Annotated in this window: 13 protein-coding genes; 8 read left to right on the top strand and 5 right to left on the bottom strand. The window is 62.2% G+C overall.

Annotated features, from left to right (window positions below):
- Complete coding sequence (gene rapA, locus ACF8EA_RS25325; protein WP_103470083.1) at nt 1–2,847, bottom strand: RNA polymerase-associated protein RapA; 2,847 nt, start codon at nt 2,845–2,847, stop codon at nt 1–3.
- A gap of 150 nt (nt 2,848–2,997) precedes the next feature.
- On the opposite strand from rapA, the gene ACF8EA_RS25320 reads away from it, so the two are divergent.
- From ACF8EA_RS25320 to ACF8EA_RS25285, 8 genes are all read left to right on the top strand, one after another.
- The gene (locus tag ACF8EA_RS25320; protein ID WP_325950486.1) at nt 2,998–3,693 is read left to right on the top strand and encodes a M949_RS01915 family surface polysaccharide biosynthesis protein; all 696 of its coding nucleotides are present in this window, start codon (nt 2,998–3,000) and stop codon (nt 3,691–3,693) included.
- 63 nt (nt 3,694–3,756) lie between these two features.
- Nucleotides 3,757–4,086: a hypothetical protein gene (locus ACF8EA_RS25315; protein ID WP_021785850.1), complete on the top strand. Its 330-nt coding sequence runs from the start codon at nt 3,757–3,759 to the stop codon at nt 4,084–4,086.
- A gap of 68 nt (nt 4,087–4,154) precedes the next feature.
- Nucleotides 4,155–4,316 carry a hypothetical protein gene (locus ACF8EA_RS25310; RefSeq protein ID WP_021785851.1) on the top strand — a complete coding sequence of 54 codons (162 nt, stop codon included), beginning with the start codon at nt 4,155–4,157 and terminating at the stop codon, nt 4,314–4,316.
- A 135-nt stretch (nt 4,317–4,451) separates the two neighbouring features.
- Nucleotides 4,452–4,568: a cytochrome c oxidase subunit CcoM gene (gene ccoM, locus ACF8EA_RS25305; RefSeq protein ID WP_003254862.1), complete on the top strand. Its 117-nt coding sequence runs from the start codon at nt 4,452–4,454 to the stop codon at nt 4,566–4,568.
- Between the two features lie 216 nt (nt 4,569–4,784).
- A complete protein-coding gene (locus ACF8EA_RS25300) occupies nt 4,785–6,773 on the top strand; it encodes an FUSC family protein (RefSeq protein ID WP_103470082.1) in 1,989 nt (662 codons plus the stop codon).
- Entirely contained in the window at nt 6,760–6,966 is a 207-nt protein-coding gene (locus tag ACF8EA_RS25295) for a DUF1656 domain-containing protein (RefSeq protein WP_012051433.1), read from the top strand. The genes ACF8EA_RS25300 and ACF8EA_RS25295 overlap by 14 nt, the downstream gene beginning before the upstream one ends.
- 12 nt (nt 6,967–6,978) lie before the next feature.
- Nucleotides 6,979–7,848 (top strand): HlyD family secretion protein, encoded by an 870-nt coding sequence (locus ACF8EA_RS25290; protein ID WP_021785853.1) that lies wholly within the window; start codon nt 6,979–6,981, stop codon nt 7,846–7,848.
- Between the two features lie 222 nt (nt 7,849–8,070).
- Nucleotides 8,071–8,415 (top strand): DUF2025 family protein, encoded by a 345-nt coding sequence (locus ACF8EA_RS25285; RefSeq protein ID WP_021785854.1) that lies wholly within the window; start codon nt 8,071–8,073, stop codon nt 8,413–8,415.
- Nucleotides 8,416–8,431: 16 nt separating this feature from the next.
- Here the strand turns inward: ACF8EA_RS25285 and ACF8EA_RS25280 are convergent, their stop codons facing one another.
- The 4 genes from ACF8EA_RS25280 to ACF8EA_RS25265 form a co-directional block, all read right to left on the bottom strand.
- Nucleotides 8,432–11,014, bottom strand: coding sequence for an EAL domain-containing protein (locus ACF8EA_RS25280; protein ID WP_103470081.1), 2,583 nt, complete (start codon nt 11,012–11,014; stop codon nt 8,432–8,434).
- A 51-nt stretch (nt 11,015–11,065) separates the two neighbouring features.
- The gene (locus ACF8EA_RS25275; protein ID WP_392523714.1) at nt 11,066–12,139 is read right to left on the bottom strand and encodes a diguanylate cyclase; all 1,074 of its coding nucleotides are present in this window, start codon (nt 12,137–12,139) and stop codon (nt 11,066–11,068) included.
- A 283-nt stretch (nt 12,140–12,422) separates the two neighbouring features.
- Nucleotides 12,423–13,319: a formate/nitrite transporter family protein gene (locus ACF8EA_RS25270; protein WP_274119341.1), complete on the bottom strand. Its 897-nt coding sequence runs from the start codon at nt 13,317–13,319 to the stop codon at nt 12,423–12,425.
- Between the two features lie 90 nt (nt 13,320–13,409).
- Nucleotides 13,410–13,599 (bottom strand): hypothetical protein (locus tag ACF8EA_RS25265; RefSeq protein ID WP_392523653.1); only part of this gene is annotated, 190 nt, incomplete at its 5' end.

The following is a 13,599-nucleotide window of genomic DNA, read 5'->3' as shown; positions in this document are numbered from 1 at the left end:
TTAGCCAGCCACCAGCACGCGAATGGCTTCAAGGCGCAGGGCGGCTTTATCCAGCATCGCCAGGCCATCTTCGCGCTGCTTGCGCAGGGCGTCGATTTCGCTGTCACGTACGCTCGGGTTGACCGCTTGCAACGCTACCAGGCGCGCCAACTCCTCGTCAGCCTCGGCTGCCAGGCGGCGCTGGGCTTCGGCCACGCGCTCAATGTGGGTTGGCAGAATCTTCTCTTCGCCGCCACTGATACGCTTGGCCAGCACATCGCGCTGGGCCTGGACGAACTTGTTGGCGCTGGCGCGCGGTACGCTCTCGAGCTGGTCGTTCAGGGTTTCGAAGGCCACGCGTGACGCCAGGTCGTTGCCGTTGGCATCGAGCAGGCAGCGCAGTGCCGCCGGCGGCAGGTAGCGGCCCAGTTGCAGGCTGCGGGGTGCCACCACCTCGCTGACGAATAGCAGTTCGAGCAGTACAGTGCCTGGTTTGAGCGCTTTGTTCTTGATCAACGCCACGGCGGTGTTGCCCATCGAGCCTGACAGCACCAGATCCATGCCGCCCTGCACCATCGGGTGCTCCCAGGTAAGGAACTGCATGTCCTCGCGCGACAGCGCCTGGCCACGGTCGTAGGTGATGGTCACACCTTCATCGTCACCCAGCGGGAAGCTGGCATCCAGCATCTTCTCGCTCGGCTTGAGGATCAGTGCGTTCTCCGAATGGTCTTCGCTGTCGATGCCGAAGGCGTCGAACAGGGTTTCCATGTAGATCGGCAGGGCAAACTGGTCGTCCTGTTCGAGAATGGCCTCGACCAGCGCCTGACCTTCGCCGGCACCGCCGGAGTTGAGCTCCAGCAGACGGTCACGGCCAGTGTGCAGTTCGGCTTCCAGTCGCTCGCGCTCGCCGCGGGCGTCGGCCACCAGGGTATCCCAGGCCTTGTGATCGCCGCCTTCGAGCAGCGGCAGCAGGCGCGGGCCAAACTGGTGCTGCAGGGCATTGCCGGTGGGGCAGGTGTTGAGGAAGGCGTTGAGGCCTTCGTGGTACCACTGGAACAGGCGCTCTTGCGGGCTGTCCTGCAGGTACGGGATGTGCAACTGGATAGTGTGCTTTTGGCCGATCCGGTCAAGGCGGCCGATGCGCTGCTCGAGCAGATCGGGGTGCGCTGGCAGGTCGAACATCACCAGGTGATGGGCGAACTGGAAGTTGCGGCCTTCGCTGCCGATTTCCGAGCAGATCAGTACCTGGGCGCCGAACTCTTCATCGGCAAAGTAGGCAGCGGCGCGGTCGCGCTCAAGGATGCTCATGCCTTCATGGAACACCGAGGCCGGGATGCCGGAGCGCACGCGCAGGGCATCCTCCAGGTCCATGGCGGTTTCGGCGTGGGCGCAGATCACCAACACTTTGGTGCGTTTGAGCATCTTCAGGGTGTCGATCAACCAGTCGACACGCGGGTCGAAACGCCACCAGCGCTCGTCATCCGCTACTTCACCCTGGGCCTGGAAGGCAACTTCCGGGTACAGCTCGGCGTGCTCGCCGGCTGGCAGGTCGCGGTACTGCTCGGGCGTGGCCAGCGGGTAGGGGTGCAACTGGCGCTCGGGGAAGCCCTGAATCGCCGCGCGGGTGTTACGGAACAGTACGCGGCCGGTGCCGTGGCGATCCAGCAACTCGCGAATCAGCCGCGCGCTGGCCTGGGTGTCGCCGTCGCTGACCGCAGCCAGCAGGGCTTCGCCTTCGGCACCCAGGAAGCCCTGGATGGTGGCGTGGGCCTTGGGCGACAGGCGGCCCTCGTCGAGCAGTTCCTGCACCGCCTCGGCTACCGGGCGGTAGTGCTCGCTCTCGGCGCGGAAAGCGGCCAGGTCGTGAAAGCGGTTGGGATCGAGCAGGCGCAGGCGGGCGAAGTGGCTGTCCTGGCCAAGCTGCTCGGGGGTGGCGGTGAGCAGCAGTACGCCCGGGATCACTTGGGCCAGTTGCTCGACCAGGCCGTATTCGGCGCTGACCTGGTCTTCGTGCCAGACCAGGTGGTGGGCTTCGTCGACTACCAGCAGGTCCCAGCCAGCGGCAAACAGCGCGTCCTGGGCCTTTTCGTCGTCGACCAGCCACTCCAGGGCAACCAACGCCAGTTGGGCGTCCTCGAACGGGTTGCTGGCGTCGCTTTCGATGAAGCGCTCGGCGTCGAACAGCGCCACTTGCAGATTGAAGCGCCGGCGCATTTCCACCAGCCACTGGTGCTGGAGGTTTTCCGGCACCAGGATCAGTACGCGGCTGGCGCGACCCGACAGCAACTGGCGGTGAATGACCAGGCCGGCTTCGATGGTTTTGCCCAGGCCCACTTCGTCGGCCAGCAGAACGCGCGGGGCGCTGCGGTCGGCGACTTCGCGGGCGATGTGCAGTTGGTGGGCGATGGGCTGTGCGCGGCAGCCGCCCAAACCCCACAGTGCCGACTGCATCTGCTTGCTGGTGTGCTGCAGGGTGTTGTAGCGCAGGCTGAACCACGACAGTGGGTCTATTTGCCCGGCGAACAGGCGGTCGCTGGCCAAGCGGAACTGAATGAAATTCGACAACTGGGTTTCGGGCAAGGTGCGGGGCTGGTTCTGCCCGTCCAGGCCGTGGTAGACCATCAGCCCGTCGATGTCCTCGACCTCGCGCACTGTCAGCTTCCAGCCCTCGAAGTGGGTGATCTGGTCACCTGGCGAGAAGCGCACGCGGGTCAGCGGCGCGTTGCGCAGGGAATACTGGCGGGTGTCGCCAGTGGCCGGGTAGAGCACGGTCAACAGGCGGCCATCCTGCGCCAGGATGGTACCCAGGCCGAGCTCTGCTTCGCTGTCGCTGATCCAGCGTTGCCCCGGTTGATACTGCTGCGCCATACTGCCTGAACTCCCGCGGTGAAAAAGCCGATTATGTTAACGGATCGGCCGATCAGACCAAAGTGCCGATAGCACCGAAAAGTATCGAAAGGCACAGTCTAGTCGTTTCATCGCTCTGCACAGGGTCGCCGACGAGGGCTCCGGATCAACATGTCTGCCAAGCACCGCTGGATCAGCGCTTCGATAGCCGTAGGCAGCCTGGTGCTGCTGAGCGCCTGTGAGCAGAAAAACTTTGAGACATTGCCCCCCATCCCGATGGAGCAGCTTGAGGTGCTGGGCGTGCAGACGCCGATAAAGAGTGTGCACTTTCGTGACGTTGATGGAGAAGGGCTGCTGGTTCTGAGCCGCAGCGATGGTCAGGCCAGCGACCTTGAAAGCGAACAGGAAGTGGACAGGGTGGTGCTCAAGGCCACCTTGTACGGGCGCACGGCCGAGAACGACACCTTCAAGGCGCGCTGGCAGATCGAGCAGGAAACCACCTGCCCGGGGCTGGACCTGGACGTGGACTTCTATAATGACGTCAGTGATGTCAGCGACCTGAACAAGAATGGCGTGGCCGAGGTAACGGTGGCCAGCCATGCGTTCTGCGGCGGCGGTATCGACCCGCATGATATCGCCCTCGAGATGCGTGAAGGGCAGGCCATTTACACCATTACCGGCCAGTCGCTGATCACCCCGGCGGGGGAGGAACCGGTCGGTGGTGAGCGCGAGGACAGCGCTTCGCTGAAGGCCGCGCCGCAGGTATTGCGCGATCATATGGATGCAGTTTGGCAGCAGGTGTACAAGCGGCCCTGGAGCGAGGCCAGCCCGCCAGGCGACGACGACCCTGGTGACGAAGCCGAGTAAATGTTGCCCATGACATCAAGGTAAAGCTGCGCCTGCCGATACAGGGGGCATAGGAGAACGTCCATGCTGCCGCCGATCATTCCGCTCAGTGCCGCCCCGGTCACCTCGCAACAGGACCCGGTCAAACCAACCCCAGACATCAAACCGGTGGTGCCGGCGCAGCCTGCATCCGGCGAAAGTGCCATTGACCTCAAGCGCCAGCGCGACCCGCAAGAGCAGGTATTGTTGCTGCGCGATGAACAGCGCCGCCAGCAGCAACGCCGGCAAAAGGGCGAGCACGAGCGCTACGATGCCGTCCCGGGTGACGAGGTCAATGCCGACAACACCGTGCCGGTAGCGCCATTGATGGGCGAGCATGTACGCCAAGGGCTGCTGGTGGACATCGAAGTCTGATAAGGGGGCTGGTCAGCGCCTGCGCCTGGCTTCATCATGCAATTCTCTGTTGATCGTCGAGCCCCCCCATGAGCCAAGACAACCTCATTGATTTCGAGGCCGAACGCGCCAAGCGCGTCCACGACCTCAAGGAAAAGCGGCTGAACGAAATGCGCAATGCTTTCGAGCAGGCCCTGCCATTGAGTACCACCAAGAAAAAGAAGCCCAAGGGCAAGCCGAAGAAGCGTTGAAACTTGACGCAGGTCAACCCTGCGCCCCCCTCGTGTGCCCGGCCCCGGGCGCCATTGACGCTGATCAATTTTTCGCGCCTCCACATTGGTTAACTTGCACCCATCGGACAACGGCAAACGAATGGGGAGGCCAGCATGTTCTTCGACAATGTGGTTATCGCCGGTGTGGTAACGGTCGGGTTGATGGTTGCCTTCTTTGCCGGTCTGGGCATTTTCATCTGGAAGGACTCGAACAAGCGCAAGCCGCGCTGACCTTCCGGGTACACGAGCACGCAAGGCATTTAGGGCGACTTCGGTCGCCCATTTTTTTGCCTGCATTTTTTATATTGCCCGAGTCGGCCCCTTTTGCAGCGGCGGCGAATCTGCAATCGAATAAACATGATTAGCTAGCTAATTAATCGTTTCCGCTTTATTCTTCCCACCATTGTCTATCTTTTCAGTAAGACCATTCCCCGCAAGGTCCGCCTCGTGCCCATCACCTTTCAGGCCCTGTTCGCTCCCAGCAGCCTCGCCCTCAAGTTTGCCATCAAGACCCTGCTCGGTGGCGGCCTGGCGTTGTGGCTGGCAATGCGCTGGGGGCTGGAGCAACCCTCCTGGGCATTGATGACTGCTTTCATCGTCGCCCAGCCGCTATCGGGCATGGTGGTGCAGAAAGGCTTGGCGCGGTTGGCCGGCACGTTGGTCGGCACAGTCATGTCGGTGCTGTTCATCGGCCTGTTCGCCCAGACCCCCTGGCTGTTTTTGCTTACCTTGGCGCTGTGGCTGGCCCTGTGTACCGCCGCGTCCACCCAGTTGCGCAGCGCCTGGGCCTATGCTTTCGTGCTGGCCGGCTACACCGCAGCGATCATCGCACTGCCGGCAATCGACCATCCACTGCAGGTATTCGACCAGGCCGTGGCTCGCTGTACCGAGATCTGCCTGGGTATTTTCTGCGCAACAGCCAGCAGTGCCTTGCTCTGGCCCATGCGGGTCGAGCAGCAACTGGGCGGGCAGGCGCGGCAGGCCTGGCAGAACGGCCTGCAGGCCGCCAGAGCCATGCTGGGCGGAGAGGACGAGGCGCGCAAAGGCCTGCTGGAAAGCCTGGGACGCATCGTCGCCATCGACAGCCAACGTGAACATGCCTGGTTCGAGGGCAATCGCGGGCGCCAACGTGCCCGTGCCATTCGTGGCCTTAGCCAGAAACTGATGGTGCTGCTGCGGATTTCCCGTTCGGTGCGCCGCCAGTGGCGGCAACTGGATGAGCGTGAGGTCGAGCACCTGACGCCTTGGTTGCAGGAAGTGCGTGCGCTGCTGGATCAACCCGACCAGCCCAGCCTGTTGTTGTTGCGTCAGCGTATCTGGGATGCCGCACACGATGAGCAGATCAGTTCAGCGGAACACTTCTGCCTGGCGCGCATGGCCCTGCTGCTGGACTATGCCATGGCCGCCACCCAGGCACTTGAGGATGTGGAGGTGGGCAGGGCGCCCAAGGACGTGTCCCAGGGGCTGGCCGCGCACCGTGACTGGTCGCTGGCCTTGCTGTTCGGCTCGCGCAGCGCGCTGGCCTTTTTGGTAATGAGTGGCTTCTGGCTGGCCACGGCCTGGCCTTCTGCCCCGGGTGGATTGATATTGACCTGCGTGGTCTGCAGCCTGTTCGCCAGTCGCGAGAACGGCGCACAGATCGGCCTGAGCTTCCTGCGCGGGATATTCCTGGCGGTACCGGCGGCGTTTCTGGTCGGGCAGATCATACTGCCGCAATGGAGCAGTTTCGCCATGCTCTGCCTGGGCATGGGCGTGCCGCTGTTTCTAGGTGCACTGGGTATGGCCCATCCGCGTACCGGGGCTACGGCCACTTCCTATTGTCTGCACTTCATTGTGCTGGTGTCGCCGCTCAACGCCATGCAGTTCGGCGTGGCGACCATGCTGAACAGTGCACTGGCCATGCTGGTGGGGGTGTCGGCAGCGGTCATGGCCTTCCGCTTACTGGTGTTCCGCCACCCGGCCTGGCTGGGCCGGCGCTTGCGTGCTGCAACGCAGAACGACCTGGTGCGCTTGACTCGGCGCGATCTGCGCGGGGCTGACAGCTGGTTTGGCGGGCGCATGGCTGACCGGCTGATGCAACTGGCGAGGCATGCCAGTGAATTACCGGAAGGTGAACGCAAACGCTGGGATGACGGCCTACACGGGCTGGATATCGGCGACGAACTGGTGCACCTGCGCATGTGCCTGGCGGTCGCCCAGGCCCCTTTGGGGCCGGCCGAGCGCGAGTACCTTCAACAAGTGGAGGCAGTGTTGGCCAAAGGGCCGGCTGCCGGGCGTGGGCAGCGGCTGGATGCTGCCAGTGAGCAGTTCATTGCAGCGTTGCGTCGGCTGCCAGCCAGCGACCCGCTGCGGCTGGCCGAGGGGGCGGTGCTGCAATTGCAGAAGAGCTGGGGCAAATGGTGCCGCTGGCAGGAGGACACCCATGGGTTTGCGTGAGTGGGAAGTGGGCGGTGTGCTGCTCAGCCCGTTTCTGCTTTATGTCTTGTTGGCGCTGCTGCTTACCGGCCTGCTGCGCCTGGTGGTGCATGCCACGCCGTTGGGGCGCTGGATCTGGCATGAGGCGCTGTTCGACGCGGCGCTGTTCGTTTGTGTGTTGTTCCTGGTGGTACGCCTGCTGGGAACTTTATAAAGGAGTGTTTCGATGCGTGCGGCCGTACGTACTCTGGTGACCCTGTGTGTGGTGGCCCTGGCCGTGTTGGCCGGCTACCAGCTGTGGCAGTACTACATGCTCACCCCATGGACGCGCGATGCCCGTGTGCGCGCCGATGTGGTGGTGATAGCGCCTGATGTGTCTGGCTGGGTACGCGAGCTGAAGGTCCATGACAACCAGCAGGTCAAGGCTGGCGACCTGTTGATGAGTATTGACCGCGAGCGCTTCCAGGCCGCGTTCGATCAGGCTAGCGCGGTGACCGAGACCCGCGCCCAGCAACTGCGCTTGCGCGAGCGTGAAGCAGCCCGGCGTACTGCCCTGGGGCCAGAGGCGATCAGTGCCGAGTTGCGTGAAAACGCCCAGATCAATGCTGCCATCGCCCGTGGCGAGTTGCATGAAGCCGAGGCGCAGTTGCAGGTGGCCAAGATCAACCTGGCGCGCAGTGAAGTGCGGGCCCCGCGCAGCGGGCATATCACCAATTTGCGTCTGGCCGAAGGCAACTATGTGAACACCGGGGAATCGGTGATGGCGCTGGTGGATGATTCGACGTTCTACATCCAGGCCTATTTCGAGGAAACCAAGCTGCCGCGTATTCGCGTAGGGGACACCGTGAAAGTGTGGCTGATGGGTGCGGGTGAACCGATGCAGGGGCACGTGGAAAGCATCAGCCGCGGCATCACCGACCGCAACAGCAATCCGGACAGCCAGTTGCTGCCGGAGGTAGAGCCGACTTTCAACTGGGTGCGGCTGGCCCAGCGCATACCGGTGAGGATTCGCCTGGATCAGGTGCCGGAAGGGCTGACCTTGAGTGCGGGGATGACGGCGAGTGTGCAGGTGCACGAGGACCGCGACCCGCAGTGATGGTGCTGCCTCAATAGACAGAAATGAAATTTTTGAAGCGGTACAGCCTGGTCGTGTGGAGAAGGCAGTACCGCTTGAGTTCGCCGACAACGTTGGGCAAACACGAAAAACTTGGCGAACGGCCCGCCAGTTGCGTTAGGCTGCCGCTGTGAGTTGCCCGACAGAGGCAACCCCTCTCCCGCCAGGCGTGCGTATCTTCCGATTTCATTGCGAGGTTACGTCATGGCCATCACTTCCCAGGATATCTGCAACGCCGCCGATCAGCTAAAGGGCTTTGTCGGTTTTCACGGCAAGCGCGGTGTTCATATCGTGCGTTTCTCCGAGGACGCGTTTGGCATGGACGTGGCCGACGCCAGTATCACCCCCTGCAGCGAGTTTGTCTGGCGGCCTGAAGGAGGACAGCGCATGGCGCTGTGCCGCGAACGGCTTTCGCTGTTGCTGGATCAGCATGTGGATGAACGCTTGAACATTGGTGAACCGCTGCGCGCCTACCTGCGCCGGTGTGATCTGCCCGAGATCGTGGCGCAGCGCAGCCTGCAGCAGCACACCCGGTCTGTGTCGCAGTAGCACAAGGCTGCTTCTGCTAGGGCTGTGCTGTGCTTTGGGATGTTTGGTGCAACAACGCCGCCAACCCTGCGCTGTCCAGTGGCCTGCTCAGGTAATAGCCTTGCACTTCATGGCAGCGGTCCTTTTCCAGCGCCTTGAGTTGATGTTCGCTTTCCACGCCTTCGGCTGTCACTGTCAGCCCCATCGCCTCGCCCAGGTTGATGATGGCCTGGACCACTGCGCGGTCGCTGCCGCCGTTGTTGTTCAGGCCGCTGATGAAGCGCTTGTCGATCTTGATACTGTCGAACGGGTAGGTACGCAGGTAGCCCAGCGAAGAATAGCCAGTGCCGAAATCATCCATGTTCAGGCGCACGCCGAGCTCCTTGAGCGACAGCATGGTGCCTAGCGCCCCTTCGATGTCATTGAGCATTACGTTCTCGGTAATTTCCAGTTCCAGCCGTTGGGCGGGGAAGGCCGTGTCGAGCAAGGTTTCGCGTACGTCGGCTACCACATCGCTGCGCAAGAACTGCGCAGGCGACAGGTTGACCGAAACCAGCACATCGGCCGGCCAGTCATGGGCAGTGCGGCAAGCTTCGCGCAGCACCCAGCGGCCCAGCGCAACAATGATGTCGCTCTGCTCGGCCAACGGGATGAAGGTGTCCGGCCCCAGCAACCCTTCCTGTGGGTGCTGCCAGCGCACCAAGGCCTCGACTGCGACGATACGCAGGTCCTCGAGGCGATAGCGCGGCTGGTAATGCAACTCGAACTCCTGATTGCGCAGGGCCCGGCGCAGGTCGTTCTCCAACTGGCGACGGTACTGGATCTGCTGGTTCATTTCGGCAACGAAGTAACGCCATGTGCTCTTTCCATCGGCCTTGGCCTGGTAAAGGGCGATGTCGGCGCAGCGGATCAGCTCGCCTGCATCGAAGCCCTGATTACGCGTCTGGGCAATGCCAATGCTGGCACCAATGTGCAGAGGCTGGCTGTCGAAGACGATGGGTTGCTGCAGCAGGCTGATCAGGCGCGCACAGAAGCGGTCGATCTCGCTGCTGTTGTCCATGCCGTTGAGTACCAGGATGAACTCGTCGCCGCCCAGACGCGCGACCAGGTCGCCATCGCGGGTGGTGTCACGCAGGCGCGTTGCCACTTCTTGCAGCACGGCATCTCCGGCGGCATGACCGAGCGAGTCGTTGATCGGCTTGAAGTTGTCCAGGTCCAGCAGCAACAAGGTCAGCGGCGGCGAATCACTGCCGCGCAGCAAGGCCTGCTCCAAATGCCTGGCGAGCTTGTTACGGTTGGCCAGCCCGGTCAGTGGGTCGTGCAGCGAAAGGTGCTGGATGCGCGCGTGGGCATCGACTTCGTCGGTGATATCGCTGGCGGTACCCCGAAAACCGATGGCCTTGCCATTGCGCCAGATAGCACGGGCGGATATCCGGCAGTAGCGGTTCTGGCCATTCTGGTCGCGGTAAGTGCAGCGCAGGTTGGCCAATTGCTGCGGGTCTGCGGTAGCCAGGGTGTCCAGCCAAGGTGACAGCGGCGTGGTATCGCAGGCCAGCAATTGGTTGAGCGGGTGACCCAGCCAGCCGTCTACCGGGTAGCCGGTGACGTTGGCGAAGCGCTGCGACAGGTAAGTCAGGCGTTGTTGCCGGTCGGTCTCCCAGATCCAGTCGGACGCCGACTCGGCCACCGCGCGGAAACGCTGTTCGCTAGCCTCCAGGGCCTGGTTACTCTGTTGCAGGTGCACGAGCGTGAGGCCGATCGCTCGGGAACTGCGCAAGGCATGGCGAAACAGGTACAGCATCACCAGCCCAAGTATCAGCAGTGCGCCCAATAGTGTCGGCAACACTGCCCACAACAGTTGACGCCCCGGCAGCGGGCTGTTCCAGGTCAGATGGTAACCGGTTTCGCCCAGCTCTATACGCAGGTGGCTGTGATCCTGCATATCCTCCTTTTCCACGTGCATGCCGGTCAGGCCAGCGCCGTTGCCCAACTGCGCCAGTTTGCTTTCGGTGAGCTGATCAATGAACAGCATCACTGGCGCTTGGCTCACCTCGCTGTCGGTTACCTCCCGGTCCGGGCGCACAGCAGCTGCACTGAGTGCCGCCGGCCAGCCATTGAACAATACGAAACGGGTGACCTGCTCGCGTGAAGTTGCCGCCGCGCGGGCCTGTTCGATGATCGGCTGTAGGGGGGTATCTATATAGGTGTTGGCACCTGCCTGGCTGGGCTGGCCTTTGAACAAGGCATAGGTGGTGCGGCCGTTCTCCACTACGAACACCCCTTCGTAGCCGCTGGCGCTGTACAACGACTCGCCTACGTTCTTTTCCTCGTAGGCCCATTGCCAGTCGACTTGGCCCGCCAGGTGCTCGAAGGCTGCATCCCATACGGCATAGCTGGACAGAAACTGGCGTGAGGCGAGCAGCCGTTGTTCCAGCGCCTGGTTCGCATGGAAGGCGCTACGCTGGCGTTCCTGCTGGTCGAGCGTGGTAGCGATATTGAACAGAGCGCCGAGAATGACCAGGCAGGCCAGGCCGAACACTGCGCTGAAACCGGTAATAAGGTGGCGCACCTGAAAGCGTGGTGTGGGGCTAGCGGGTGGAAGCTTGGCGGTCCTGGCCATGCGCGAGCGGCTCCTTCAGGCAACCTCCCGCCAGGCAGTCAGGAAGGAGGTTCAATCAGGATAGGCCAGCCTGAGCGCGGCAGCTTGACCGGGGGCAAAATTGACCTGATCGCGGCCAGCGTGCTTGGCGATATACAGCGCCTTGTCCGCCTGTTCGAGCCAATGCTCGGGGGACTCGAGGTTGGCTTCGAAGGGCGACAGGCCGATACTCAGGCTGATGCGCAGGTGCGGTAGCTGCGGGTTGCGGTAGCTGGAAACCCGTTCGCGCAGGCGCTCCATGGCTTGGCAGGCCTGAGCTTGGCTGGTTTCGGGCAGGATCACACAGAACTCGTCGCCGCCGTATCGTCCGGCCTGGTCGCCCTCGCGCAGGCTTCGCCGCAGCTCAGCGCTGAGCTGGCGCAATACACAGTCACCGACCACATGGCCGAAGGTGTCGTTGATGGTCTTGAAGTGATCGATGTCGATCAGGGCAATCACCGCGTGCCCCTGTTGCTGCTTGCAAACCTGGAACTTCAGCAGCAGCAGGTCCTTCCAGGCGCCGTGGTTGTACAGCCCGGTCAGGCTGTCGGTGAGGCTCAGGGCGCTCAGGCGGCGCTTGTGGTCGCCCAGCTTTATCGCAAGCTGGTAGCACACCCAGCCCAAGGTCAGCGGGTACAGCGTCAGCATTGGCAGGCACGCATGGACCTGCAGGGGCGTGGCGGTCAATTGCAAGCCAGGGCCAAGCAGCAGGAGAGCGACGAGCATGCCAGCCAGTTGCGCCAGCCCCCCACGAAAGACCATGCGCTTTCCGCCGGCGGCGACGTTGTTCATCGTCATCATCGACAGTACGGTCACGCTGGGCAGCGGATTGAAGTGCATGGCGGCGGCCCAGAACCCGCCCATCAGCGAGTCCAGCAGGAGGTTACGCTGCTCTGCCTGGTAGGGCGCTGTCGAGCGGGCAGCCCACAGGTAGGCCACGTGCGGCCACAACAAACCGTTGAACAGTACCAGCAGCCACATCCAGGTGGGTGGCGACAGCGGCGCAATGGCCGCCATGACAGTGAACAGGCCGATTCCCAGGCCGACGACACGCGGCAGGTAGATGCGCTTGACGAATGAAAGCCCTTTGCCGTTGCGGTTGTCCATAATGCTCATATTCTTCCGCTGATGTACCGTTCATCGCATAATTCCCATGAATATTGTCGAACAGTGCTTCATCGGCGAGAAATGACCTTGCAAGCCAATTCACGGTTGATTCGATCACCGAGGGGGCATCAAGGCTTTCCTGTTGCTTGGGGGCGCCTTATGGTTCCTCCTGATGTTGGCCGGCCAGGCTGGACTCACCGGATGGCGTGCAGAGTGGGGGCAGCCCGGCCTGTGAGTCCCGCTGTGCCAGGGGCAGGAGCGAACCGTAGCGGTGCGCTGAGTATCACTTGCGCTCGTCCGAACTGCGCGGAGGGAGGGCCTCGTCATCCTTTAGAAGCCGCGAGGGTGGTTTGCCACTGTCACTGCGCACCTGTGCATGGCTGATCAGGGCGAAGATGAAACTGCCGCCTATGATGTTGCCCGCCAGCGTCGGCAGTGCAAATTCCAGCCAGAAGCGGCTCCAGGTTTCGTCGCCAGCCCACACCAGGTAGGACACTTCGACTGACCCCACCACTATATGAGTGAAATCGCCAAGGGCCATCAGGTAGGTGATCATCAGAATGATCCAGATCTTGGCGTGCTCCATTGAAGGGATCATCCAGACCATGGTGGCAATCATCCAGCCTGAGACGATGCCCTTGGCGAACATCTGGCTGATGTCGTTCTTCATTACCTTGCGGCCCACCTCCAGGAAAGCCACATCGGTCTTGCTGTCGAAGATCGGCAGTTCCAGCATCACCCAGGCGACCAGCAGGGTACCTGCCAGGTTGCCAAGTAGCACCACGCCCCAGAGACGTAACAGTCGCCCGAAGTTGGCCAGCGTAGGGGAGGTCATGACGGGCAGCACGGCGGTAAGCGTATTTTCGGTGAACAGTTGCTGGCGGGCCAGGATCACGGCCAGAAAGCCCGCGCTATAGCCGACGCTGGCGATCACGTGGGCACCAGCGCCTTCCGGCAGGCGGGCGTAGAACAGCCCCATGGCCATCAACGACAGCCCCATGGACAGGCCGGCGGCAAGTGCCGACCACCACAACGCGCCAAGTGTACGTTCCAGTTCCTGGTCGCCCTGGTAGCGAATGATCTCGTGCAGCAGTGCCGCCCGCGGTGGTTGGCTGTGGCTGACCTCCTGCTCTTCATCTGCCGAGAGGCCGGGGGTTTTCTCGCTTTGCCCATTGCTCATGGCCGCTACGCTCCGTGGTGTGTTTCTTTACAGATCCACTGCGCTTTCATTAGTTGCCAGGTAGGGGCAAAACGTTGATGGAAAAGTTTTTCAGAACAAGGTGTTGACTCTGATTTCAAAGGGCGTATTATTCGCCTCCTCGCAGCGATGAACGCTTCGGGGCAAGCGGTAAGTTGTTGAAGTTGTTGGCTTTCGAAAGAAAGCGCTAGTAAAAACTTCAAAATAAACGCTTGACAGGTTCTGAGGAAAGCGTAGAATGCGCGCCTCGGTTGAGACGAAA

Origin of the sequence: Pseudomonas sp. YQ_5 (assembly GCF_043103305.1) — a bacterium.
In the GTDB taxonomy this organism is placed as follows: Bacteria; Pseudomonadota; Gammaproteobacteria; order Pseudomonadales; family Pseudomonadaceae; genus Aquipseudomonas; species Aquipseudomonas putida_Y.
This window is presented reverse-complemented; position numbering and strand designations above follow the sequence as displayed.